The 23,796-nt window shown below is 37.6% G+C and carries 26 protein-coding genes; 25 read left to right on the forward strand and 1 reads right to left on the reverse strand.

The features are described from left to right. Window positions 1–87 precede the first annotated feature (87 nt). From M3183_RS01550 to fni, 5 genes are all read left to right on the forward strand, one after another. Window positions 88–267 (forward strand): YpfB family protein, encoded by a 180-nt coding sequence (locus M3183_RS01550; protein ID WP_251465786.1) that lies wholly within the window; start codon window positions 88–90, stop codon window positions 265–267. 121 nt (window positions 268–388) lie between these two features. Further along, a complete protein-coding gene (cmk, locus tag M3183_RS01555) occupies window positions 389–1,063 on the forward strand; it encodes a (d)CMP kinase (RefSeq protein ID WP_251465797.1) in 675 nt (224 codons plus the stop codon). Between the two features lie 2 nt (window positions 1,064–1,065). Beyond that, complete coding sequence (locus M3183_RS01560) at window positions 1,066–1,647, forward strand: lysophospholipid acyltransferase family protein (RefSeq protein ID WP_251465800.1); 582 nt, start codon at window positions 1,066–1,068, stop codon at window positions 1,645–1,647. A gap of 166 nt (window positions 1,648–1,813) precedes the next feature. Next, a complete protein-coding gene (gene rpsA, locus M3183_RS01565) occupies window positions 1,814–2,953 on the forward strand; it encodes a 30S ribosomal protein S1 (protein WP_251465803.1) in 1,140 nt (379 codons plus the stop codon). A gap of 12 nt (window positions 2,954–2,965) precedes the next feature. After that, the gene (gene fni, locus M3183_RS01570) at window positions 2,966–4,033 is read left to right on the forward strand and encodes a type 2 isopentenyl-diphosphate Delta-isomerase (protein ID WP_251465817.1); all 1,068 of its coding nucleotides are present in this window, start codon (window positions 2,966–2,968) and stop codon (window positions 4,031–4,033) included. Window positions 4,034–4,753: 720 nt separating this feature from the next. On the opposite strand, the gene M3183_RS01575 is transcribed toward fni, so the two are convergent. Then, entirely contained in the window at window positions 4,754–4,894 is a 141-nt protein-coding gene (locus M3183_RS01575; RefSeq protein WP_251465818.1) for a YpzI family protein, read from the reverse strand. A gap of 319 nt (window positions 4,895–5,213) precedes the next feature. Between M3183_RS01575 and M3183_RS01580 the strand changes: the two genes are divergently transcribed. The 20 genes from M3183_RS01580 to M3183_RS01675 all read left to right on the forward strand — a co-directional run bounded on the left by M3183_RS01580 (window position 5,214) and on the right by M3183_RS01675 (window position 23,772). Then, on the forward strand, window positions 5,214–5,822 hold the full coding sequence (locus tag M3183_RS01580; protein ID WP_251465820.1) for a YphA family membrane protein: 609 nt from the start codon (window positions 5,214–5,216) through the stop codon (window positions 5,820–5,822). A gap of 181 nt (window positions 5,823–6,003) precedes the next feature. Beyond that, the gene (der, locus tag M3183_RS01585; RefSeq protein ID WP_251465821.1) at window positions 6,004–7,314 is read left to right on the forward strand and encodes a ribosome biogenesis GTPase Der; all 1,311 of its coding nucleotides are present in this window, start codon (window positions 6,004–6,006) and stop codon (window positions 7,312–7,314) included. 18 nt (window positions 7,315–7,332) lie between these two features. Further along, complete coding sequence (locus M3183_RS01590; protein WP_251465823.1) at window positions 7,333–8,382, forward strand: NAD(P)H-dependent glycerol-3-phosphate dehydrogenase; 1,050 nt, start codon at window positions 7,333–7,335, stop codon at window positions 8,380–8,382. A gap of 284 nt (window positions 8,383–8,666) precedes the next feature. Then, the gene (locus M3183_RS01595) at window positions 8,667–8,852 is read left to right on the forward strand and encodes a DUF2768 domain-containing protein (RefSeq protein WP_251465824.1); all 186 of its coding nucleotides are present in this window, start codon (window positions 8,667–8,669) and stop codon (window positions 8,850–8,852) included. Between the two features lie 31 nt (window positions 8,853–8,883). Continuing rightward, on the forward strand, window positions 8,884–9,594 hold the full coding sequence (locus M3183_RS01600) for a hypothetical protein (protein ID WP_251465825.1): 711 nt from the start codon (window positions 8,884–8,886) through the stop codon (window positions 9,592–9,594). Between the two features lie 338 nt (window positions 9,595–9,932). Next, on the forward strand, window positions 9,933–11,411 hold the full coding sequence (gene spoIVA / locus M3183_RS01605) for a stage IV sporulation protein A (RefSeq protein ID WP_251465827.1): 1,479 nt from the start codon (window positions 9,933–9,935) through the stop codon (window positions 11,409–11,411). A 313-nt stretch (window positions 11,412–11,724) separates the two neighbouring features. Further along, window positions 11,725–11,997, forward strand: a complete 273-nt coding sequence (gene hbs / locus M3183_RS01610; RefSeq protein WP_251465828.1) for a non-specific DNA-binding protein Hbs — start codon at window positions 11,725–11,727, stop codon at window positions 11,995–11,997. A gap of 206 nt (window positions 11,998–12,203) precedes the next feature. Further along, window positions 12,204–12,770, forward strand: a complete 567-nt coding sequence (gene folE / locus M3183_RS01615; RefSeq protein ID WP_251465829.1) for a GTP cyclohydrolase I FolE — start codon at window positions 12,204–12,206, stop codon at window positions 12,768–12,770. Window positions 12,771–12,792: 22 nt separating this feature from the next. Further along, on the forward strand, window positions 12,793–13,029 hold the full coding sequence (gene mtrB / locus M3183_RS01620; RefSeq protein WP_251465830.1) for a trp RNA-binding attenuation protein MtrB: 237 nt from the start codon (window positions 12,793–12,795) through the stop codon (window positions 13,027–13,029). 210 nt (window positions 13,030–13,239) lie between these two features. Next, entirely contained in the window at window positions 13,240–14,040 is an 801-nt protein-coding gene (locus tag M3183_RS01625) for a heptaprenyl diphosphate synthase component 1 (RefSeq protein ID WP_251465831.1), read from the forward strand. Window positions 14,041–14,044: 4 nt separating this feature from the next. Next, the gene (locus M3183_RS01630; RefSeq protein WP_251465832.1) at window positions 14,045–14,746 is read left to right on the forward strand and encodes a demethylmenaquinone methyltransferase; all 702 of its coding nucleotides are present in this window, start codon (window positions 14,045–14,047) and stop codon (window positions 14,744–14,746) included. Between the two features lie 78 nt (window positions 14,747–14,824). Then, entirely contained in the window at window positions 14,825–15,787 is a 963-nt protein-coding gene (hepT, locus tag M3183_RS01635) for a heptaprenyl diphosphate synthase component II (protein ID WP_251465833.1), read from the forward strand. 94 nt (window positions 15,788–15,881) lie between these two features. Continuing rightward, window positions 15,882–16,328, forward strand: coding sequence for a nucleoside-diphosphate kinase (gene ndk, locus M3183_RS01640; protein ID WP_251465834.1), 447 nt, complete (start codon window positions 15,882–15,884; stop codon window positions 16,326–16,328). A gap of 162 nt (window positions 16,329–16,490) precedes the next feature. Further along, a complete protein-coding gene (gene aroC, locus M3183_RS01645; protein WP_251466259.1) occupies window positions 16,491–17,663 on the forward strand; it encodes a chorismate synthase in 1,173 nt (390 codons plus the stop codon). Beyond that, window positions 17,663–18,739, forward strand: a complete 1,077-nt coding sequence (aroB, locus tag M3183_RS01650; protein WP_251465836.1) for a 3-dehydroquinate synthase — start codon at window positions 17,663–17,665, stop codon at window positions 18,737–18,739. The genes aroC and aroB overlap by 1 nt, the downstream gene beginning before the upstream one ends. 11 nt (window positions 18,740–18,750) lie before the next feature. After that, a complete protein-coding gene (aroH, locus tag M3183_RS01655) occupies window positions 18,751–19,116 on the forward strand; it encodes a chorismate mutase (RefSeq protein WP_251465837.1) in 366 nt (121 codons plus the stop codon). A gap of 40 nt (window positions 19,117–19,156) precedes the next feature. Then, window positions 19,157–20,251, forward strand: a complete 1,095-nt coding sequence (gene hisC, locus M3183_RS01660; protein ID WP_251465839.1) for a histidinol-phosphate transaminase — start codon at window positions 19,157–19,159, stop codon at window positions 20,249–20,251. Between the two features lie 30 nt (window positions 20,252–20,281). Then, on the forward strand, window positions 20,282–21,388 hold the full coding sequence (locus M3183_RS01665; protein WP_251465840.1) for a prephenate dehydrogenase: 1,107 nt from the start codon (window positions 20,282–20,284) through the stop codon (window positions 21,386–21,388). A 21-nt stretch (window positions 21,389–21,409) separates the two neighbouring features. After that, complete coding sequence (aroA, locus tag M3183_RS01670; RefSeq protein WP_251465841.1) at window positions 21,410–22,699, forward strand: 3-phosphoshikimate 1-carboxyvinyltransferase; 1,290 nt, start codon at window positions 21,410–21,412, stop codon at window positions 22,697–22,699. 173 nt (window positions 22,700–22,872) lie between these two features. Beyond that, a complete protein-coding gene (locus tag M3183_RS01675; protein WP_251465842.1) occupies window positions 22,873–23,772 on the forward strand; it encodes a hypothetical protein in 900 nt (299 codons plus the stop codon). Window positions 23,773–23,796: the final 24 nt, after the last annotated feature.

Below are 23,796 nucleotides of genomic sequence, written 5' to 3' on the forward strand. Positions count from 1 at the left end.
AAAGCAGATGCTTTTCCTTTCTTTAAATGGATAAATTAACATTTCCTCTCCGATACTAGGAGTATCTGGAATTGGAGTGGATCCTATTTGGAAAAATTCGAGAGATTATTAATTAAATTAATTATCGTTCAATTTATATTTCTTTGTTTGGCACAATTTTTATTCCATCAGCTCGATTTATTGCCCTCAATAAAAGAATTAACTAAATATGAGGGAGTAAATGAAAATACCATTACCGATATTCTTCAAACCTTAAAGGAAAAATAAAGCAGGACAGCCTGCTTTATTTTTATGAAATTATATGCAAAATTTAGAGGCATTTCTTAGAGTTATGGTAAAATAGATAGTAGACAGCTTAGAGATGAACTTGTTTTATTTAGGAGGATTTATGAAGAAAAAAATATCTATTGCCATTGATGGACCGGCAGCAGCCGGTAAAAGCACGGTTGCAAAAATTGTGGCTGAAAAATTATCTTATCTGTATATTGATACAGGGGCAATGTACAGGGCCTTAACGTTTAAGGCAATTGCAGAACACCTTAACCTTGAAGATGAGGAAGTATTATTAGATACTCTTTTAAGAACTAAAATAGAATTGCTTCCTTCAGATAATGGGCAATTAGTATTTCTTGATCACGAAGAAGTAACAAATGAAATTCGCACCTCTGATGTAACAAATTCGGTTTCTATTGTTTCTAAACATCCAAAGGTGCGGGAAGAAATGGTAAGAAGACAGCAAAACTTCGCTGCAGGCGGCGGGGTGGTAATGGATGGCCGTGATATTGGCACCTATGTACTGCCTGAAGCGGAAGTAAAAATTTTTTTACTTGCCAGCGTTGAGGAACGAGCCTTGAGACGTCATTCTGAAAATCTGCAAAAAGGCTTCACTTCTGATCTTGAAAAATTAAAACAAGAAATTGCCCTCAGGGATAAGATTGATTCAGAACGAGAAGCAGCACCATTAAAGAAAGCCGAGGATGCAATTGAAATCGACACAACCTCTTTGACGATTCCAGAAGTAGTCGATAAGATAATGACTCTGGTGGATGAAAGGATTGGATAGAATTGACTTTCTATGCATTTGCTAGATCAGTGGTGAAATCGATTTTTAAACCATTGTATCGGGTTCAGGTAATTGGGAGGGGGAATCTTCCAAAAGATGGCGGAATCCTTTTATGCTCTAATCATATCCATAACTTTGATCCGATTATTGTGGGAATTTCAGCACCAAGGCCGATTTATTATATGGCAAAAGAAGAAATTTTCCGTGTCCCAGTATTGGGGGGGATTGTAAGAAAATGCAATGCCTTTCCTGTAAAACGGGGAATGAGTGATCGTGAGGCACTTAGGAAGGGATTAAGTGTTTTAAAAGAAGGACATGTTTTGGGACTTTTCCCTGAGGGGACCAGGAGCAAGACAGGAGAACTGGGAAAAGGGCTTGCTGGAGCAGGATTCTTTGCCTTAAAGACGAATGCTAAGGTTGTTCCATGTGCCGTGATAGGTCCATATAGAAGCTTTCATAAAGTGAAGGTAGCTTTTGGAAAGCCAATTGACATGGAAAAAATGAGAAAAGAAAAAGCATCTGCAGAACTGGCGACTGAATTAATTATGGATGAAATTCATAAACTTATTAAAGAGCATTGGTAGGTTCTGCTTGACAAAATAGCCTATTTATAAGAAGTTATTAATTGAGATTCTTTTTCGAATATTCTTAGTTTAACTAGAATAAATTCCCTATTAAGTTCCGAAATGTTCAAATTGTATTAAAAGAATTTATATATTTTGCAGCCGATAGGTTTAAGGAGGATTACATATGTCTGAAGAGTTAAATCAAGTAGAGGTAAAAAGCTTTGAAATTGGTGACAAAGTATCTGGACAAGTTACAAAAGTGGAAGAAAAACAGGTTTTAGTTGATATCCAAGGAAGCAAACTTGATGGAATTATTCCAATAAGTGAACTTTCAAGCCTGCATATTGAAAAAGCATCAGACGCAGTTCAAGAAAATGAAGAATTGGAATTAGAAGTACTTAAAGTGGAAGAAGAGGCATTAATTCTTTCAAAAAGAAAAGTTGATGCTGAAAAAGCATGGGATCGTTTAGAGCAGAAGTTTCAAGCTGGTGAAGTGATTGAAACCGAAGTTAAAGATGTTGTAAAAGGCGGACTTGTGGTTGATTTAGGAGTACGCGGTTTTGTTCCAGCTTCATTAGTTGAAACTTATTTTGTTGAAGACTTTAGTGATTACAAAGGACGGACAATGACCTTTAAAATTGTCGAACTAGATAAAGAAAAAAATCGCTTAATTCTTTCTCATCGTGCGGTAGCGGAAGAAGAAAAGGGCAGACAAAAACAAAACCGCCTGGATGAGCTTGAAGCTGGTCAAGTAATTGAAGGAACAGTACAAAGAATTACTGATTTTGGAGCCTTCGTTGATATCGGCGGTATTGATGGACTTGTCCATATTTCCCAATTATCACATGAACATGTTGACAAGCCTTCTGATGTAGTAAATGAGGGACAAAAAGTACAAGTGAAAGTTTTAAGTGTTGACCGAGATAATGAAAGAATTTCTTTATCGATTAAAGAAACTTTACCAGGACCATGGACAAATATATCTGAAAAAGCTCCAAAAGGCAGTGTACTAACTGGAACTGTAAAAAGACTAGTATCATATGGTGCTTTCGTTGAAGTTTTCCCTGGAGTTGAAGGACTAGTTCATATTTCTCAAATTGCCCATAAACATATTGGTACACCACACGAGGTATTAAAAGAGGGTCAGGAAGTTCAAGTCAAAGTATTAGATGTTAATGAAGAAGATCAGCGTTTATCATTAAGCATTAAAGAACTTCTGGAGAAAGAAGCCGAAGAGAAGTTTGATTATGAACTTCCAGAGGAAACAAAAGGTTTCCAATTAGGAGAAGTTATCGGCGATCAACTAAAGAATTTAAAAAAATAATGGTGATAATCAGTGTCGAGATCTGAAAGAAAATGGGACCATATCCGTTTTGCCCTGAAAAATCAAGAAGAGGCTAAGTTCTCTTCATCGTTTGATGAAATTAAATTTATTCATCAAAGTCTGCCAAATATCAGTACGCTCGATGTTCGATTGGATCATAGAATTGGCGAACTTTATTTAAGTTCGCCAATTTTTATCAATGCGATGACAGGCGGCGGCGGGGACAAAACCTACCGAATTAATGCAGAACTTGCTCAGGCTGCAAATGCTTGCGGGCTTGCTATGGCTGTTGGCTCGCAAATGGCTGCAATCAAGGATAATTCGGAAAAGTATACTTTTGAAGTGGTTAGGAAAGAAAATCCTAACGGAATATTAATTGCCAATCTTGGAAGTGAAGCAACTATTGATCAGGCCAAAGAGGCAGTTGATATGATTGAAGCAAATGCACTACAAATTCATCTAAATGTCATTCAAGAATTAACGATGCCTGAAGGAGATAGAGATTTTACTGGGGCTTTAAAAAAAATTGAAGCTATTGTCCGTTCAGTGGAAGTTCCTGTTATCGTAAAGGAAGTCGGCTTTGGAATGTCTCGTGAGACCGTCAAGTCACTTTCCTCAGTTGGAGTATCAATTATTGACGTTGGCGGATTTGGCGGAACAAATTTTGCCGAAATAGAAAATAATCGCAGGAATAAACCTTTCTCCTTCTTTTCTGACTGGGGCATCCCAACACCTATTTCTATCATCGAAGCTTCTTCGGTAATAGGGCAGCAAACTGCCATTTTTGGCTCCGGAGGTTTTAAAGGTGCCTTGGATATTGTCAAAGGGTTAGCAATTGGGGCAGAAGCAATTGGAATGGCTGGGTATTTCTTACGAATACTTGTTGAAAAGGGAATCGAACCATTGATGGAAGAAATTGAAACTCTTCATCGAGAAATAACTTTCATTATGACAGCCTTAGGGGCCTCTTCTTTGGCGGAATTAAAACGAGTTCCGCTAATGATCTCAGGAGAAACACATCATTGGTTATATCAACGAGGAATTGATACATCTAAGTATAGCAGACGCCAGATAAAATGAGATTTATACAATCATCAGTAATAAAAGCGGCTGAACCAAAAGGCGGTTAAAAACGACTTTTCGGTTCAGCCCTTTTCTTTAAAATAATTTATTGGATATTATTGGATAGAATATTTCTTCCTGTTTATTTCTCCGCTTTTTGTTGTTTTTCATTGGATGTTGTCCTTTTTTTAAATTATGGGCAACATAAATAAGCTCCCATTCCGCGGTTGTTTTGGAAGTCCTCTTAATGTAAATCGTTGGAAGTGGCTGTTTACTTATTTGACTAATACTGGCCTTATTTCTATTCTCCGTTGTCTTTGTCTATATTTCTTTTCACTTCCTCCGAGGTTAATCTTTCACGGACTTCTTGTCGTTGATTCTGATTCTTCATGTCTGGTGTTGTGGTGTGTGGTAACTTCATGATATTAATAGAATGATTTTCTTACTTCTTTTCGCAGACATTACTATTTCGTCTTTGCTGGTTGAAGTGGAAGGCGCGCAGACTCCTCTTAAATGCTAACGCATTTCCTTCGTACGTGGGCGGATTCACCCTGCGGGAGTACGGGGCAGGGGAAAAACCCCACAGGAGCGTTTGCGACGAGGAGGCTCGCTGGCACGCCCGCGGAAAGCGAAGCGTCTGGAACGAAAATTCAACAGACCAGATTCAGAACAGTAAAAATAAAAGGAGGGCTGTCCCCTAAATTTTATACTTTTGGGACACCCTCCTTTATTTTTTTATTATCTTTTACCGTCATTTAATCCTCTTGCTTCCTCAGGACTAGATAATTTAGATGCACCAGGATAATGAAGTGCTTGATCACGATCTGATTCAACTCTTCTGCTTGCTTTTAATTTTTTCTCTTGGCGGTCTTTTCCCAAAATCCACACCTCCTCTTTATCCCGCTTTAACGGGCAGTAAGACCCTTGCTTCCACTGTTTGCGGGGGATCGACTGCCCAATAAATGACTTGCCACCGTGATTTTTGGCGGCTTAGTTGAACCAATCGGGTTCGTACTGTCTCTTTTTTAAAGCATTAGGCTTGATAGTAGAGACAATTGAAGGGACTAATAATCAGTGGGGGGAAGAAAAAAACTCCCACTAATTATTTATAAGATGAGTCACTCCTGAAAATATTATTCAATAGGGTATGAAAGTACATAATTGATACCAATAATGGGGATAATAGGAGGTGAGTATTATGGAAGGTTCCCTGTTTTTGTGGTTTTTTTGGAGTGTTTGGGTGTTTGTCACTTTTTTAGTAGACAAGAAAAATCCTTATCGTTTGAAACTTGCGGCCATTTTGTTGATTGTCATTTTTTTATCCAATAGCTATTTTTCAATTGGAACCATTGAAATTACATGGAGCGGCCTATTTTTATTACTATGTTCTTATTTCTTTATATCAAATGAAAAAGTTATCATTATCATTTATCATTCTATTTGTTCATTGATCATTTCCATTGCTTACGTTTCCTTTCATTTATTTGAGATTTTTGATCCCGTATGGTTGATTTTTAAACCGGAATGGATGATTAGTATTTGCATGTGGTGTTTAGCGGTTCTATTACAAAAGAACCTAAAAAGCAGAATAATTATTGCTGTCAGCGGGACTTTACAAGGGGATTTTTTAACTGCATTTATTTTGGGCAAACTTCAAATTCCATATTCAGTTGCAGCTTTTGCTTATCTAGATGTTTGTTCAATTATTGCAGCTTTACTAATTTGCTGGAGTATAATCGAAAATGCGGGAGCATTTCTTCAAAACCATATACCCTTTTTGGAAAAAGCAAAACAAAAATCGTCATAGAACTGCAGCTTTTTACAAAAAAATCGTTCATCCAGCGTTTTTGCTTTTCTTTTCATTGCGGGAAAGGATTAACATTTGCTACACTATAAAAGTTGGCCCTTCAAGCATCAGAAGGGTTTCTTTTCATTCACTAACATTATGACAGTTTTTTACTTATGACATAGAAAGGATGGCGATTTATTTGGTTAAACCTGTTATTGCCATTGTTGGGAGACCAAACGTTGGAAAATCCACTATTTTCAACAGAATTGTTGGAGAAAGGATTTCTATTGTTGAAGATGTACCAGGTGTAACTCGTGACCGGATTTACAGTTCCGGGGAGTGGCTGACACATGAATTTAATATTATTGATACAGGCGGTATCGATATTGGTGATGAGCCTTTTTTAGAACAAATTCGGCAGCAGGCTGAAGTTGCTATGGATGAAGCTGATGTAATCATTTTTTTAACAAATGGCCGTGAAGGTGTAACAGCTGCTGATGAAGAAGTAGCTAAAATTTTGTATAAAACAAAAAAACCAGTAGTGTTAGGGGTAAATAAGATTGATAACCCGGAAATGCGGGAGCAGATTTATGATTTTTATGCCCTTGGATTTGGTGAACCCATTCCTATATCTGGTTCACATGGACTGGGACTTGGAGACTTATTAGATGAGGCTGCAAAACATTTTCCGAAAAACGAACAATTGGATTATGATGATGATGTAATTAAATTTTCGTTAATCGGAAGGCCGAATGTAGGGAAATCCTCTTTAGTAAATGCTATTTTAGGTGAAGACCGTGTTATCGTCAGCAATATTGCTGGTACTACCAGGGATGCTATCGATTCTCCATATACATATAATGGACAGAAATATGTCATTATTGATACAGCTGGTATTAGAAAAAAAGGGAAGGTTTATGAGACAACTGAAAAGTATAGTGTTTTACGGGCGCTTAGGGCAATAGAACGTTCAGATGTTGTTCTTGTGGTGATAAATGCGGAAGAAGGAATCATTGAACAAGATAAAAAAATTGCCGGATATGCTCATGAGGCGGGAAGAGCAGTTGTAATTGTCGTCAATAAATGGGACGCTATTGAAAAAGATGAAAAGACGATGAAGGAATTCGAGCAAAAAATAAGAGATCATTTCTTATTTCTTGATTATGCGCCCCTTGTATTTTTATCTGCTAAGACGAAAAAACGAATTCACACTCTGCTGCCAATGATTGATTTGGCAAGTGAGAATCATTCGATGAGGGTTGAAACCAGTGTCTTAAATGATATTATTATGGACGCTGTTGCGATGAATCCGACACCGACAGATAAAGGAAAACGATTAAAAATTTATTATGCAACACAGGTTGGTGTTAAACCGCCTACCTTTGTCATTTTCGTAAATGAACCTGAACTGCTGCACTTCTCCTATGAGCGATTTCTTGAAAATCGTATTAGGGATGCTTTTGGCTTTGAAGGAACTCCAATTAAAATTTTTGCCAGGGAAAGAAAATAAGGTTAGGCAGGTGTAATCATGAATACAAAACAGGAAACAATTACTGTTCTTGGAGCAGGAAGCTGGGGAACAGCTTTAGCAATGGTTCTTGCAGATAATCACCATGAAGTACGGTTATGGAGTCATAATGATCATCAGGTGAGAGAAATCAATGAAACACTTATGAATAAAAAATACCTGCCAGAGATTTCTCTATCAGAATTAATAACTGCTTATGCATCGCTCAAAGAAGCTTTGGCGGGTATCGAAACAGTCATTTTAGCTGTTCCGACAAAGGCGATTCGTGAGGTAGTCGGGAAAATGAGGGAAGTGTTGACAAAGCCAATCATGATTGCACATGTAAGTAAAGGGATTGAGCCGGATACACTTCTGCGGATTTCCGAAATCATTAAAGAAGAGATGCCTGAAGATTTATTGCAGGATATTGTAGTCCTTTCAGGTCCAAGCCATGCTGAGGAGGTTAGTCTTAGACATCCAACAACTGTAACAGTATCCTCAGAAAATATGGCTGCAGCTGAAAAAATTCAAGATTTATTTATTAACCATAATTTTCGAGTATACACAAATTCAGATGTGATTGGTGTAGAAATTGGCGGAGCATTAAAAAATATAATAGCCTTAGCAGCTGGAATAACAGATGGCCTTGGTTATGGTGATAATGCGAAAGCTGCATTAATAACAAGAGGACTTGCGGAAATTTCCCGTCTGGGAACTAAGATGGGAGCAAATCCATTGACTTTTGCTGGCTTAGCAGGAATTGGTGATTTAATCGTTACCTGTACAAGCGTACATTCAAGAAACTGGAGAGCAGGTAATATGCTGGGGAAAGGAAAATCGCTGGACGAGGTTCTAAACAGTATGGGAATGGTTGTAGAAGGGGTAAGGACTACAAAGGCTGCTTACCAGCTTGCAAGCAAATATGATGTAAATATGCCTATTACCACCGCTCTTTATAATGTATTGTTTAATGGTAAAAATGCAAAAGATGCGGCAGATGTGTTAATGTCTAGAGGGAAGACACATGAAATGGAAGAATTAGTGAATATCTTAGAGGAAAGAAATGAGTAAAGTAAAAATACCTGCACTCATTTCAAGAAATTAGGCGTTCGTTGATACGTTTGTAACTGTAGATGCATACAATGCAACGAAGTCAAATGGTAGTATGACGCCTGGTGAATGGGTAATTTAGTCTTAATCAGCTGAAGTAAAGAAATCGCCCCCCTTTACTTCAGTTTTTTTGTGTCCAGCTTTTTGCAGCGTTGAGACGAAACTGGTAAAATCCCTTTCCTCTTTTCAGTGCTTATTTAGTCCACATTATGCTATAATAACAATCGATTAAAGGGGGAATGAAATTGTCGCCAGGTATGATAAAAATGTGGATATCAATTGCGGGAATGGGTTTAATGTTCCTTGCTATTATTACGATTTATTTAAGCCGTTATAAACTTAAAGGTTTCTTGCGGATGATTACAGCCGTCCTTGCTTATTTATTTATGATTGGTGCAGGTATTACACTGCTGATTGTATTCCTCGCTTAATTTACGCAAATTACATAATAAAGGTGATTATATGAAGTGGAAAATGCTTGCCCTGCTTTTTGCTCTAACTGCTTTGCTTTTATCAGGATGTATGTTTCCGAAGGAGGAGCTGGCCCAGAATCAGGTCCCATATAAAGATCAAATCCAGGCAGTTCAACAGGCAGTGAATGACTTTAAAAAGGATAAAGGGGGAATTCTCCCAATAAAAACGAAAGAAGCAGATACTCCTATTTACCAGAAATATCCGATTGATTTTAAAAAAATTACCCCGCAATATATGGCTGAGCCTCCTGGAAACGCATTTGAGAGCGGAGGGATTTTTCAGTACGTACTTGTAGATGCGGAAACAAATCCAACAGTTAAATTACTTGATTTGAGGACTGCTGAAGCGATTCGTGATATTAACTTGAGAATTAAAACAAAGGGATACCCGCCATTTGGCAAAGAAATTTCAAAAAATGTGTATTCTATTGATTTTAAAAAATTGGGCTATCAGGAACCACCGTATGCTATCAGCCCTTTTACAAATAAAAATCTTACTTTTGTTGTAACTTCGAAAGCGGAAGTTTTTGTGGATTATCGTCCTGATCTGTTTGAAGTACTAAAAAATACAAAGAGAGAAATTAAGCCTGGTGAAGATATACGCTCCATTTTAGTGGATAATTCGATGTTTGTTCCGGCATATTCATTACCTTATACAATTGATCCAAAAACAAATGAACCGATATTCTTACAGAAGTAGCTTTACTCTTAACAAGTTTTGGATACTTTTTCGTTTGCTGATTTTAGTCATAACCCTTTTCCTGCGAAATATATTGTAGGAGAAGGGTTTTTTTGTGAAAAATAACTGATTATTCACCAATGCTAATAATCATGAAATTTAAATAGAAACCCTCCATTTATTTGAATCTTAACCACCAAGGAAAATAAAACATATTTTTATGATTTCCAGAGAAGGGGGTAAAAATTTTTTCAAAAAGAGTCATAACACGATAGGACAACATCATAAACATATACTGTCCTAAAATACCTAAATGGATGAAACTATCCCACTTTAGTCTATGATCAGGAGGGGATCACTTGGAAAAGGTCGATATTTTTAAAGATATTGCCGAAAGAACTGGCGGCGATATTTATTTAGGAGTAGTAGGAGCAGTACGAACTGGAAAATCTACGTTTATTAAAAAATTTATGGAGCTTGTCGTGTTACCGAATATACACAGTGAAGCGGATAGATCCCGTGCACAAGATGAGCTGCCACAAAGTGCTGCTGGAAAAACAATTATGACGACGGAACCGAAATTTGTACCGAATCAGGCAGCATCTGTTCACGTTGACGAGGGTTTAGATGTTAATATAAGACTTGTTGATTGTGTAGGGTACACTGTTCCTGGAGCAAAAGGGTATGAGGATGAAAATGGGCCAAGAATGATTAATACACCATGGTATGAAGAACCTATTCCATTTCACGAAGCAGCAGAGATTGGCACAAGAAAAGTCATTCAGGAACACTCTACAATCGGGGTTGTCGTCACAACGGACGGAACGATTGGAGAAATTCCAAGAAGCAACTATATTGAAGCAGAAGAAAGAGTAATTGAGGAACTGAAAGAAGTAGGCAAACCATTTATCATGGTGGTAAACAGTGCACAGCCATATCATCCGAGCACTGAGACCCTAAGAAACAATTTAGCTGAAAAATATGATATACCTGTCCTTGCCATGAGTGTGGAGAGTATGCGTGAAAGTGATGTGTTAAATGTCCTTCGTGAAGCCTTGTATGAATTCCCAGTACTTGAAGTCAATGTAAATCTTCCAAGCTGGGTGATGGTATTAAAAGAAAATCATTGGCTCCGGGAAAGCTATCAAGAAGCTGTAAAAGAAACAGTAAAAGATATTAAAAGATTACGAGATGTAGATCAGGTTGTCCAGCATTTCAGTGAATTTGAATTTATTGATAGGGCAGGACTTGCCGGAGTTGAGATGGGTTCAGGGGTAGCAGAAATTGATTTATTTGCGCCTGATGAACTGTATGATGATATTTTAAAAGAAATTGTCGGGGTAGAAATAAGAGGGAAAGACCATTTGCTAGAACTGATGCAGGACTTTGCACATGCCAAGGCGGAATATGACCACATTTCAGATGCTTTAAAAATGGTAAAACAAACTGGATATGGGATTGCATCGCCATCTCTTGCAGACATGAGTTTGGAAGAGCCGGAGATAATCCGGCAGGGTTCCCGATTCGGTGTAAGATTAAAGGCCGTAGCTCCTTCCATTCATATGATTAAAGTCGATGTTGAATCGGAATTTGCACCGATTATCGGGACGGAGAAACAAAGTGAGGAGCTCGTCCGTTATTTAATGCAAGATTTTGAGGAAGACCCGCTGTCAATCTGGAATTCAGATATTTTTGGACGGTCTTTAAGTTCAATAGTCCGCGAAGGAATCCAGGCAAAGATTTCCTTAATGCCCGAGAATGCCAGATACAAATTAAAAGAAACACTGGAAAGAATCATAAACGAAGGATCAGGCGGTCTAATAGCCATTATTCTCTAATTATGGACTCCAAATGGGGGTCCTTTTTTTTGATTAAATCGAAATCTATGTGAACAAATGAAAAGTTTACCATTATTTCATGAATTTTTCTTGAAAGCTTGAATTGATTGTGATAATCTTTTAACAGATTACGTTATAGTGCTGAAAACCTTAATATAATAGGGTTTTAGCTGGAAATTAGATGAAAAAGGATAAACTTTCCTGCTTTTACAATAAAACTGCACTTTGACGTATAGAAATTCAAAAAATTGTTTAGAAATGTAGATAAGTCATCTCATTAATCTGGATAATTCTTTGGGAGGAGGTGAAAGGCATGAACAAGACAGAACTTATTAATGCAGTAGCAGAGGCTGGAGAACTTTCTAAAAAGGACGCTACAAAAGCGGTAGATGCTGTATTTGATACTATTTTAGATGCTTTGAAAAACGGTGATAAGGTCCAACTTATCGGTTTTGGTAACTTTGAAGTACGTGAGCGTGCTGCACGTAAAGGTCGTAACCCGCAAACAGGTGAAGAGATCGAAATCAGTGCAAGTAAAGTTCCTGCTTTCAAACCAGGTAAAGCGCTTAAAGATGCTGTAAAATAATTACATAAATATTGCTTTGAGCGGATGCTTAAGCAAAAAGGTCATGACTCAATCATGGCCTTTTTCTTTTATTTATTTTTAAATTCCTTCCCCTGTTCTAAAAACGGTTCCCCGCTGATTTCTATTTTTTTGCCTGCATAGAAAGGATTATGCTAATATGTATTATGTATTTGTCATTTTAGAAGACAAACGTAGGAGGAATTAGAATGTCAGAAGTGAATCGTGCCCAAATAGAAGAGGCGGTACGTTTAATATTAGAAGCAATAGGCGAAGATCCAAACCGGGAAGGTTTGTTAGATACACCAAAACGAGTGGCAAAAATGTATGAAGAAGTTTTTAGCGGTTTAAATGAAGATCCGAAACACCATTTTGATACGATTTTCAGTGAAGATCATGAGGAATTAGTTCTAGTAAAGGATATCCCTTTTTATTCTATGTGTGAGCATCATCTTGTTCCATTCTTTGGAAAAGCACATGTAGCATATATTCCGCAAAATGGTCGTGTTACCGGTTTGAGCAAGCTGGCCAGGGCGGTTGAGGCCATTGCACGGAGACCGCAGCTTCAAGAACGGATTACGTCAACACTTGCGGACAGCATCATGGAAAAATTAGAACCACATGGTGTAATGATTGTAGTAGAAGCAGAACACATGTGCATGACCATGAGAGGTGTCAAAAAGCCAGGATCCAAGACTGTTACAACTGCGGTCAGAGGAACACTTGCTAATGATGGAACTGCTAGGTCCGAGATTCTATCTTTAATTAAAAATTAATAAAGATTCAGGGGTGCCGACATTGGAAAAAAAGCAATTACCAAATAACGATTATGTTGTTATTAAAGCAAATGATGATGGTGTTAGTGTGATCGGTTTAACACGGGGTTCAGACACAAAATTCCATCATTCTGAAAAGCTTGATAAGGGAGAAGTACTAATTGCCCAATTTACCGAACACACATCGGCTATTAAAATTAGGGGTAATGCAAAAATTCTCACTCAATTTGGCGAGGTTGACAGTGAAGTAAAGAAATAAAAACCAATGTATTAATCTGTTATTCTTCTGCCAATTAAAGATGTAGAAATATATTTATTTTATGAATTCTGGCCCACGAGAAAATCTTTTATGATATAATGGTGTCTGCCTTGTGTTTACAATAAAATAATCTTGGGCTTGAATTTTTCTCTTATTTTAGGTTAAACAATACATAAAGAAAATTACTTCGGGGAAGCAAGGGTGATATGCGTGCAGGATATTTGGCAAAAATTCACGAACATTAAGGGAAAACTTGATACATATGTTTTAGACAAATATTTGCTAACAACGATAGATACTCCTGTTATAGATGATGATAAGCTTTTAATCCTTGTTTCTATAATGGAATTTCTTGAATTGCCCTATAATAAACTTGAGAATCTCGCGCTATCAACGATGCTGATTCAGACTGCCCTTGATACCCATGAACATATTTCCAGAACGTCAGAAGACGAGAAAAAACGTCAGTTAACTGTATTAGCAGGTGATTATTATAGTGGTTTATACTATAAATTACTTGCAGATTCGGAAGAAATTTTCATGATTGATTCCCTTTCAAACGGCGTAAAAGAAGTGAATGAATATAAAGTTTCCGTTTATCATAAAGAATCAGATAGTGTTGAAACATTAATTAAAAATGTAAAGATGCTTGAAAGTGCATTACTAGAAAGATTCACCAGCTATTTTAAGGCCGATTTATGGAGTGAGTCCGCAGCGAATCTATTACTATTTAAACGATTACTAAATGAAAAGAAACTGTATTTGCAAAAAGAAGGCTCGATAGTTTTCGATGCCATTATGAATTTATCTAATTTCTCTAGCAGCAATGATAAGGAGCCAAAAAAACAGCAGCTGATAAAAATCTGTGATCACTATCTTGACTGTTCAAAACAAATTGTTGAGAATGGAATGAATAAGATTCCGTTTCTAAATGAGTTGCTTCGGAGCAGAATAAGTTCTTTGTTAAAACAACACCAGCCATATGCAGAAACTTTTATGGAAGAAGGGTAAGAAGATGCAGCAATCGAAAGAAGAAAGAGTTCATCATGTGTTTGAAAAAATATCTGAAGACTACGATAAAATGAACTCTGTCATCAGTTTTCAGCAGCATATTAAGTGGCGGACAGATACGATGAATAGAATGAATGTGCAGCCTGGTTCAAAAGCCCTTGACGTTTGCTGCGGCACAGCTGATTGGACGATTGCACTAGCAGAAGCAGTTGGACCATCTGGAGAAGTAACAGGTATAGATTTCAGCCAAAATATGCTGAATGTTGGCAAAGAGAAAATTGAACATCTAGGCTTAAAACAGGTGAAGTTAATTCATGGTAATGCAATGGAACTTCCTTTTTCTGATAATAGTTTTGATTATGTAACTATTGGTTTTGGGTTGAGAAATGTGCCAGATTACTTACAAGTATTGAAAGAAATGCATCGGGTTGTAAAACCAGGCGGAAAGGTAGTATGCCTTGAAACTTCCCAGCCGACAATGTTTGGATATAGGCAGCTCTTTTTCTTTTATTTCCGCTTTATCATGCCCTTGTTTGGGAAAATGTTTGCGAAAAGTTATGCAGAATATTCTTGGCTCCAGGAATCTGCCCGTGAATTCCCCGGTATGAAAGAATTAGCACGATTGTTTGAGCAGGCTGGATTGAAAAATGTGAAATATAAGCCTTATAACGGCGGTGCGGCGGCTGTGCATATAGGAATTAAATAATAATTACTTTCCGCATGATGAAAATGGGTTAGAAAAAAGGAATTAACAGAAACAGGATGAAAAGCTGGGTGAATACGAATGAAATTAAAAATGATGTATTCATTTTTGACTTCGGATATAAATATAATTGAAAAAGCATTAGAAGAGACCATTGAAGCAGAATCTCCACTCTTGAGACAAGCTTCATTACATACACTGCAGGCTGGAGGGAAAAGAATTCGTCCTGTTTTTGTTTTGCTGGCTGGTAAGTTTGGTCAATATGATATTAATGTAATGAAAAATGCAGCTGTTGCACTTGAACTTATCCATATGGGGTCACTGGTCCATGATGATGTAATTGATGATGCAGATTTACGCAGAGGGCAGCCGACTGTGAAAGCAAAGTGGGACAGTCAAACAGCCATGTATACGGGAGATTTTGTCTTTGCCCTTGCTCTTAGATTGATGGCTAAAATTGAAAAAACGGCTGCACATAAGATTTTAGCTAACACAATGGTGGAAGTGACTATTGGAGAAATCCAACAAATTAAGGATAAATATCGGTATAATCAGAACTTGCGCGATTATCTTCGAAGAATTAAACGAAAAACCGCACTACTCATTGCAGCAAGCTGTCAATTAGGTGCCATTGCTGCAGACGTGGAAGAATCAATACATAAAAAGCTTTATCTTTTTGGTTATTTTGTGGGTATGTCTTTTCAAATTACAGATGATATATTAGACTTTACTGCAACTGAAAAGGAGCTTGGAAAACCTGCCGGCAGTGACCTTCTGCAAGGAAACATTACTGCACCTGTGCTTTTTGCGATGGAAAATAAAGCAATTCGTCAAGAAATTGAAAAGGTTCATGAGAATATGCCAGCTTCAGAAATGGCCAATATCATTTCAATGATTAAACAATCAGGGGCAATTGAAAAATCAGTCGCTTTAAGCGATCGGTACTTAGAAAAAGCTTTAATGATTTTAGAATCCCTGCCACAACATAAAGCGAAAAAAGCTTTGCGGGACATTGCTAAATTTATCGGCAGAAGGAAATTTTAAGATATCACTAATTGAAAAAGTTTTCAATTAATGGTACGATTTTCATGGATTGTTTTGGAAACAGTCATTATACATATTTTTAGGAGTGGAATGGATGGAAAAGACATTTTTAATGGTGAAACCTGACGGTGTACAGCGCAATTTAATTGGTGAAATTGTTGCTCGTTTTGAAAAGAAAGGTTTTCAGCTTGCTGGTGCAAAATTAATGAGTATTCCAACTGAATTAGCGGAAGAACATTATGGTGAGCATAAGGAGCGTCCGTTTTTTGGCGAATTAGTTGACTTTATTACCTCAGGACCAGTATTTGCTATGGTGTGGCAAGGAGAAAATGTGATTGCGACAGCACGTCAAATGATGGGTTCAACTAACCCTAAAGACGCTGCGCCAGGAACAATCCGTGGTGATTTTGGTCTTACTGTAGGGAAGAATGTAATTCACGGCTCTGATTCACCTGCAAGTGCAGAACGTGAAATTGGTTTATTCTTTAAAAACGAAGAATTAGTTGATTACTCAAAACTAATTAATGATTGGATTTATTAAAGCAAGCATTAAAGCACCTGTTGTTTACAGGTGCTTTAATTTTTGTAAGCGGATTTAAAAAAATCCCCTTTTATTCTGAATTATTCTACTAGAGTAATTTCTTCTAATATGATATATTGATACATAATTCTTTAATGAGTTGAAGGGAGAAAGAGTATGGGAATGAGATATTTAACAGCGGGTGAATCCCATGGACCACAATTAACTACCATATTAGAAGGACTGCCTTCCGGGATGCCGCTTATTGCAGAAGACATAAATGCAGAACTATCTAGAAGACAAAAGGGATACGGCCGCGGCAGAAGAATGCAGATTGAAAAGGATACTGTCGAAATCATGTCAGGTATTAGACATGGAAAAACGCTGGGATCTCCCATTGCATTAGTTGTAAAAAATAATGATTGGAAACATTGGACAAAAATTATGGGTGCAGAGCCTCTAGAAGAGGGGCAGGAGGACGAAATTAAACGTAAGGTTACACGCCCTCGCCCAGGACATGCTGATTTAAATGGTGCAATTAAATATGGCCATAGGGATATGAGAAATGTCCTAGAAAGATCTTCTGCTCGGGAAACAACTGTAAGAGTAGCTGCAGGTGCAGTCGCAAAAAAACTGTTATCTTTAGTTGGAGTAGAGATTGTAGGACATGTAATCGAAATTGCTGGAATTAAGGCAAAGGTGGACAGTTCTTTATCAATTACCGAATTAAAGGAACGGACTGAGAATTCACCTGTCAGGGTCGCAGATCCAAGTGTGGAACAGGAAATGATGGATGCGATTGACGAAGCGAAAAAAAACGGCGACTCTATTGGCGGTGTTGTTGAGGTGATTGCTTCCGGGATGCCTTCGGGAGTAGGCAGTTATGTCCACTATGATCGCAAATTAGATGCAAAATTAGCTGCGGCTATTGTCAGCATCAATGCTTTTAAAGGTGCTGAAATTGGCATCGGTTTTGAAGCCGCTAGAAAACCAGGAAGCGAAGTTCACGATGAGATTGCATGGGATCCAAAAGAAGGCTATTACCGGAAGACAAACCGTTTAGGGGGCTTTGAAGGCGGTATGACTACTGGAATGCCTGTTGTAGTCCGCGGCGTTATGAAACCTATTCCGACCCTTTATAAGCCGCTAATGAGCGTCGATATTGAAACAAAAGAGCCATTTGCTGCAAGTGTAGAACGTTCCGACAGCTGTGCGGTTCCAGCATCTGCCGTAGTGGCTGAACATGCCGTTGCATGGGAACTTGCAAGCGCCTTAGTGGAGCAATTCTATAGTGACCGCTTTGACACTTTTGTTGAAGAAATTAACAAGCAGCGTTCTTTTGCGAGGGAATTTTAATGGAAACAATTCAAATTGACACAAATTCTAAGCAATATAATGTTTTTGTTGGTGAAGGTGCAAGTAAAGAGATTGCAAATTTTTTAACGATGAATTTCCCAAAGTTAACAAAAGTGTTAATCATCACTGATGAAACAGTTGCAAGACTCCATCTAGAAGAGCTGATGCCGCAGCTCCAAAAGTGGAAACCAGCTGTTTTTACTGCGCCAAGCGGTGAAAAGGCGAAAACGTTTGATATATATTATCAGGCTTTAACTGCAGCACTTGAAAACCATCTTGATCGGAAATCGTTAATTTTGTCACTTGGAGGAGGAGCAGCAGGGGATTTGTCAGGTTTTGTCGCATCTTCTTTTATGAGAGGAATCCCCTTTATTCAAGTCCCAACGACAATTTTAGCGCATGATAGCGCAGTTGGCGGAAAGGTAGCAATCAATCATCCTCTTGGAAAAAATATGATAGGTGCCTTTTATCAGCCTGAAGCAGTTTTTTACGACTTGGATTTTCTTAAGACATTGCCTGAAAAAGAAATACGTTCCGGGTTTGCAGAAGTGGTTAAACATGCAATTATTCATGATGGGCAGTTTTATGAATGGCTTTTAACCAATATCAATGATTTAAACTCACTTACATTAGAACAATTAACTTATTCGTTAATCAAAGGAATTCGTGTAAAAAATCACTTTGTCAGCCAAGATGAAAAAGAAATGGGGATTCGTGCCTTTTTAAACTTTGGCCACACACTTGGTCATGCTATAGAGGCTGAAATGGGATATGGTAATTTTACTCATGGAGAATCCGTCATGATCGGGATGATATTTGCTTTAAAACTGAGCAAAGAATCAGTAGAACTTCATTTCAATCTTGAAGAATTTGTTGATTGGGTTGAAAAGCTGGGATATCAAACCACTATACCTGCTCATTTATCGAATGACAAACTGCTGGAGAAAATGAGACAGGACAAAAAGACTATCGGCGAATCAATCCGCTTTGTATTGCTTGAAGAACTTGGAAAACCTGTATTAATGGAAATAAGTGATACTAAATTAGCAGATGAATTACAGAAATTTAGAAATTAGGGGGGAATTTCATGATAAGAGGGGTAAGAGGAGCAACCACGGTTTCCAGTAATTCAGCAGAAGAAATTCTTCATGCTACTGAAGAGTTAGTGGCTAAAATGATTGAATTAAACAAGATTCAGCCTGAATTAGTTGGATCTGTTTTTATTTCGACAACTGAAGATGTCAATGCAGTTTTCCCTGCAAAAGTTTTGAGGAATTTCGATGGATGGAAGTATGTACCTGTAATGTGTATGCGTGAAATTCCGGTTCCCAATTCTTTAGTTAAATGCATTAGGGTAATGATGCATGTCAATACAGAAATACCACAGAAAGAAATTAATCACGTTTACTTAAATGATGCCATAGTGCTGCGCCCAGACTTGGATGCAAGGTGATAATTAAAGAATAGTAATTTGTTGAACGGAGTGAACAAATATGAGATTTAAAGAACAATTATTAACACTGACTCCTTATCAGCCAGGAAAATCCATTGAATCAGTAAAACGAGAGTATAATTTGGAACATATTGTAAAGCTTGCTTCCAATGAAAATCCTTTTGGATGTTCGGAAAAGGCTATGAACGCAATTAAAAAACATGCAGTTAGCCTAGCTATTTATCCTGATGGATATGCAACATTGTTAAGAGAAAAAGTCGCATCTTTTTTAAATGTTGAAGGAAATGAATTGATTTTTGGAAATGGATCGGACAACCTTATCCAAATTATTTCACGTGCCTTATTACATCCAAACGCCAGCACCATTATGGCTGATCATACCTTCTCGCAATATAAACACAATGCTATTATCGAAGGAGCAATCATTAAGGAGGTTCCGACAATTGATGGTGAGCATGATCTTGATGGTATGCTTGCTGCGATTGACGAGCAAACAAACGTAATATGGATTTGCAGTCCAAATAATCCGACAGGTACATATATTCCTGAACAAAAAATTACAGCATTTTTAGATAAGGTTCCGAAAAATATTCTTGTGGTTTTAGATGAGGCGTATTTTGAATATGTCGTGGCAGAGGATTATTATGATTCAATCCGTTTAACCCGCAAATATCAAAATTTAATTGTATTAAGAACATTTTCAAAAATTTATGGCCTTGCAGCTTTAAGGATTGGATATGGGGTTGCCAATACAGAAATTATTAAGGCACTAGAACCTGCCAGGGAGCCATTTAATGTTAATACTTTAGGCTTAATTGCTGCAGCTGCGTCAATTGAAGACAGGGATTTTGTAGAAACTTGCAGAGAAAAAAATAGACAGGGTTTAGAACAATACTATCGTTTTTGTGAAGAACATAAACTGGAGTTTTATCCTACTCAAACCAATTTTATTTTAATTGACTTTAAAGTAGATGCAAATCTTGTATTTCAATACTTATTAGAAAGAGGATTTATTGTCCGCTCCGGCAAACCGCTTGGATACCCGAGCAGTGTTAGAATTACTGTTGGCTCATATGAACAGAACAAAGGACTGTTAAAGGTTTTAGGGGAATTCTTAGCGGAAAACAAAAAATAGGGAGTTCTTTTCTTTTTGGGGGGATTTTGATTGAATGGCCGGGTATTTGTGATTGGCTTAGGGTTAATCGGCGGATCGCTTGCACTTTGTATCAAAAAACAGCATAAAGAAGCAATCATAAAAGGATTTGATATAAATAGGGAACAGGCGAGACTTGCTAAAATGCTGGGAGTAATCGATGATGCAGCAGAAAATATTCCTGAAGGGGCAAAAGATGCCGATTTAATTATTATTTCCGCCCCTGTAAATGATACAAAATCTATCATTCGGGCACTTTCCAATTTACCTTTAAAGCCGAATGTCATTGTGACAGATACAGGAAGTACGAAGAAAACGATTGTAGAAGCGGCGGAAAGCTTAAAGCAGCAGGGTGTTACGTTTATTGGGGGACATCCAATGGCAGGTTCCCATAAAAGCGGTATTTCTGCCGCAAAAGAAATATTATTTGAAAATGCCTTTTATTTGTTAACACCTGATGAAGATGTAAAAACATCAGAAATTGAAGATTTAAAAGAATGGCTAAATGGCACAAACGCAAAATTTTTAACAATCTCTCCTAATAACCATGATTATCTGACAGGAATCGTCAGTCATTTTCCGCATATCATTGCTGCATCCATTGTCAGGCAGACAGAAAAATTATCTGAAACAGAGCAATTGATTCCTAGACTTGCAGCAGGCGGATTCAGGGATATAACCCGTATTGCTTCAAGCAGTCCAAAAATGTGGAAAGATATTTTGCTTCATAATCGAGAGGTTTTAATTGAACTTCTTAATCAATGGCAAAAAGAAATGGACGGGGTGAAGGGACTACTTGAAAGTGGAAAAGGAGAAGAGATATTTGACTATTTCCTGCAGGCAAAACAATTCCGTGACGGGCTGCCGCTGAAGGAAAAAGGAGCTATTCCATCCTTTTATGATTTATATGTAGATGTCCCTGACTATCCCGGGGTTGTTTCAGAGGTTACCGGATATCTTGCACGGGAAAACATCAGCATTACAAATATCCGGATTCTTGAAACACGCGAAGATATTATTGGTGTTCTGGTGATAAGCTTTCAAACGGAAGAGGATCGTGAGCGTGCAGAAAAATGTATTCTTTCCTATACAAGTTTTAGCACTTCATATGGTGCTTAATATGATTGAAAAGGTGATGAAATGACGGCAATTAAACTTAAATCTCAGATAAATAGGTTAAATGGAGAGGTTGTAATTCCCGGGGATAAATCAATTTCCCATCGTTCCGTTATGTTCGGGGCCATTGCACACGGAGAAACGACGGTTACAAATTTTCTCCCAGGTGAGGACTGTTTAAGTACGATTTCCTGTTTTCGAAAGCTGGGGGTTCAGATTGAAGAGGAAAATGGCAAACTGCGGATATTTGGTAATGGATTTGAAGGATTAAAAGAACCTAGTGAAGTATTGGATGTAGGTAATTCCGGAACCACAATTCGATTACTTATGGGGATTTTAGCAGGCCGGCCGTTCTTCTCAACCCTTGCAGGTGATCAGTCGATTGCTAAAAGGCCAATGACCAGGGTGACTGGACCATTAAAAAAAATGGGGACGTTCATTGATGCTAGAGAAAATGGTGCCTATACTCCAATAGCAATTCGCGGCGGGAATTTAAGACCCATTCATTATCAGCTGCCTGTGGCCAGTGCTCAGGTGAAATCCTCCATTCTCCTTGCAGGTCTTCAGGCAAATGGGGAGACAACAATTGTTGAACCCTCTGAAACAAGGGACCATACAGAAAGAATGATTCAGCAATTTGGCGGAGAAATCTACAAAGATAATCGGACAATTACAGTCAAAGGCGGTCAAAAACTGCAATCAGCAACTGTTCACGTTCCTGGGGATATCTCCTCAGCAGCCTTTTTCCTTGTCGCTGGGGCGGTTGTTCCTGGAAGTGAGATTTTGTTGAAAAATGTCGGTTTAAATCCAACAAGAACTGGAATTCTTGAGGTTCTAAAAAATATGGGTGCCAATATAGAAATATTACATCAGGATACGGATTCATTTGAACCATCAGGAGATATCATTATAAAATCCTCCAGCTTAACCGGAACAGTGGTTGAAGGAGATCTGATTCCAAAATTAATTGATGAAATTCCAATTATCGCCCTTATGGCCACACAGGCAGAAGGTAAAACTGTAATCAAAGATGCTGAGGAATTAAAAGTAAAAGAAACCAATCGGATAGATACTGTTGTAAATGAATTAAAAAAACTTGGTGCGTCCATCGAAGCTACTGCGGATGGTATGATCATTTATGGTCAAACTAGACTGACAGGAGGCACTGTGTCAAGCCACGGAGATCACCGCATTGGGATGATGCTGGCAATTGCTGCACTGTTAAGTGATGATGAGGTTATATTGGAAAATCCAGAATCTATTTCAGTTTCATATCCAAATTTCTTTGAACATCTTAATAACCTTACTAATTAGGCCGCCTTCATAAAGCGGCTCTTTCTTTTTGAATGGACGTGTTAAAAATATATTTTTAAAGAGCCAAATTTAACAACCTGGTATACATCCATCCTCATGAAAAATTCGTCCCTGTTGACATAGTTTATGGAAATGCCGCATAGCTTGTCTTAAAAAGCAGAAAGGGTGGCGGGATGGCGTATATTATCGAAAATGCCAATATACTTAAAGACAATGAGCTGAGCGTTCAATCATTAATGGTAGAAGAAGACAAAATATCAGCAATCTTAACCCATTCCAGAAAATACCGGCTATTTAGGATGAATTATGAACCCTATATTATGGCCCCATCTTTTGTCCTTTTAAATTCATCAATCTCATTAACGCAGTCCTTTCAAGAATTAAAACAAGTAATAAAAGACAAGTTTCTATTAAAGGGATGTACCACCATATTTACGTATATACCTGTTTCCTACGAAAATGAATTAGGTGAAAAAGTAAAGAAAGTAAATACAGTATTGATGAACAGTCCTCTCGATTATATTATTGGAATAAAAATTCCCTTACGGCTTATTACTCCTTCGTTTATCAGAAAATGTAAAAGGGAAAAAATCCCTGCTATATTTGTAGAGCTTGAGGAACCAGAATCTTTAAAGAATATTCCATGGGGATGGATTAGAGAAGCGTTGTTTCCATTCAATTGTCCATTTATCCCAATAATTTCTTCCGCCAAAAAGAAGGAAGCTAAACCAACCTTGTCGAATTGGAAAAATACGATGGTAAAAGAGAAAATTCCCGCATTATATGAGGAAATTGAAGAAAATACCCCTATTTCAAAATATGTTTTAAATAAAATAGGCCTTTATCCGCAGAAGTCGAGCCTTATGAATGGAACAGAATTAAGCTATAATTTATATTTAAAGTCACGGGAAATCAAGAATGTTGATGAGTCAGATTTATTTCATTATCATAATGGTAGACTTGTTATTACAGTACACAAGGGGAAGATTGTCCGGTCGTTAAATGAGATTTTATTTAGACCAGGTTTTGGAGAACCTGTAATAGTGCGGACACCAGCTTTTTTCTCCTTGTAATTTTAGTTAAAGAGGTAAAAATTC

The sequence above is a fragment of the Neobacillus mesonae genome, from assembly GCF_023715155.1.
Taxonomy (GTDB): domain Bacteria; phylum Bacillota; class Bacilli; order Bacillales; family Cytobacillaceae; genus Neobacillus; species Neobacillus mesonae_A.

Coding starts and splice junctions, on each gene's coding strand:
- cmk (WP_251465797.1), top strand. CDS start 389: ATGAAGAAAAAAATATCTATTGCCATTGATGGACCGGCAGCAGCCGGT.
- rpsA (WP_251465803.1), top strand. CDS start 1,814: ATGTCTGAAGAGTTAAATCAAGTAGAGGTAAAAAGCTTTGAAATTGGT.
- M3183_RS01580 (WP_251465820.1), top strand. CDS start 5,214: ATGGAAGGTTCCCTGTTTTTGTGGTTTTTTTGGAGTGTTTGGGTGTTT.
- M3183_RS01590 (WP_251465823.1), top strand. CDS start 7,333: ATGAATACAAAACAGGAAACAATTACTGTTCTTGGAGCAGGAAGCTGG.
- M3183_RS01600 (WP_251465825.1), top strand. CDS start 8,884: ATGAAGTGGAAAATGCTTGCCCTGCTTTTTGCTCTAACTGCTTTGCTT.
- hbs (WP_251465828.1), top strand. CDS start 11,725: ATGAACAAGACAGAACTTATTAATGCAGTAGCAGAGGCTGGAGAACTT.
- folE (WP_251465829.1), top strand. CDS start 12,204: ATGTCAGAAGTGAATCGTGCCCAAATAGAAGAGGCGGTACGTTTAATA.
- M3183_RS01630 (WP_251465832.1), top strand. CDS start 14,045: ATGCAGCAATCGAAAGAAGAAAGAGTTCATCATGTGTTTGAAAAAATA.
- hepT (WP_251465833.1), top strand. CDS start 14,825: ATGAAATTAAAAATGATGTATTCATTTTTGACTTCGGATATAAATATA.
- ndk (WP_251465834.1), top strand. CDS start 15,882: ATGGAAAAGACATTTTTAATGGTGAAACCTGACGGTGTACAGCGCAAT.
- aroC (WP_251466259.1), top strand. CDS start 16,491: ATGAGATATTTAACAGCGGGTGAATCCCATGGACCACAATTAACTACC.
- aroB (WP_251465836.1), top strand. CDS start 17,663: ATGGAAACAATTCAAATTGACACAAATTCTAAGCAATATAATGTTTTT.
- aroH (WP_251465837.1), top strand. CDS start 18,751: ATGATAAGAGGGGTAAGAGGAGCAACCACGGTTTCCAGTAATTCAGCA.
- hisC (WP_251465839.1), top strand. CDS start 19,157: ATGAGATTTAAAGAACAATTATTAACACTGACTCCTTATCAGCCAGGA.
- aroA (WP_251465841.1), top strand. CDS start 21,410: ATGACGGCAATTAAACTTAAATCTCAGATAAATAGGTTAAATGGAGAG.
- M3183_RS01675 (WP_251465842.1), top strand. CDS start 22,873: ATGGCGTATATTATCGAAAATGCCAATATACTTAAAGACAATGAGCTG.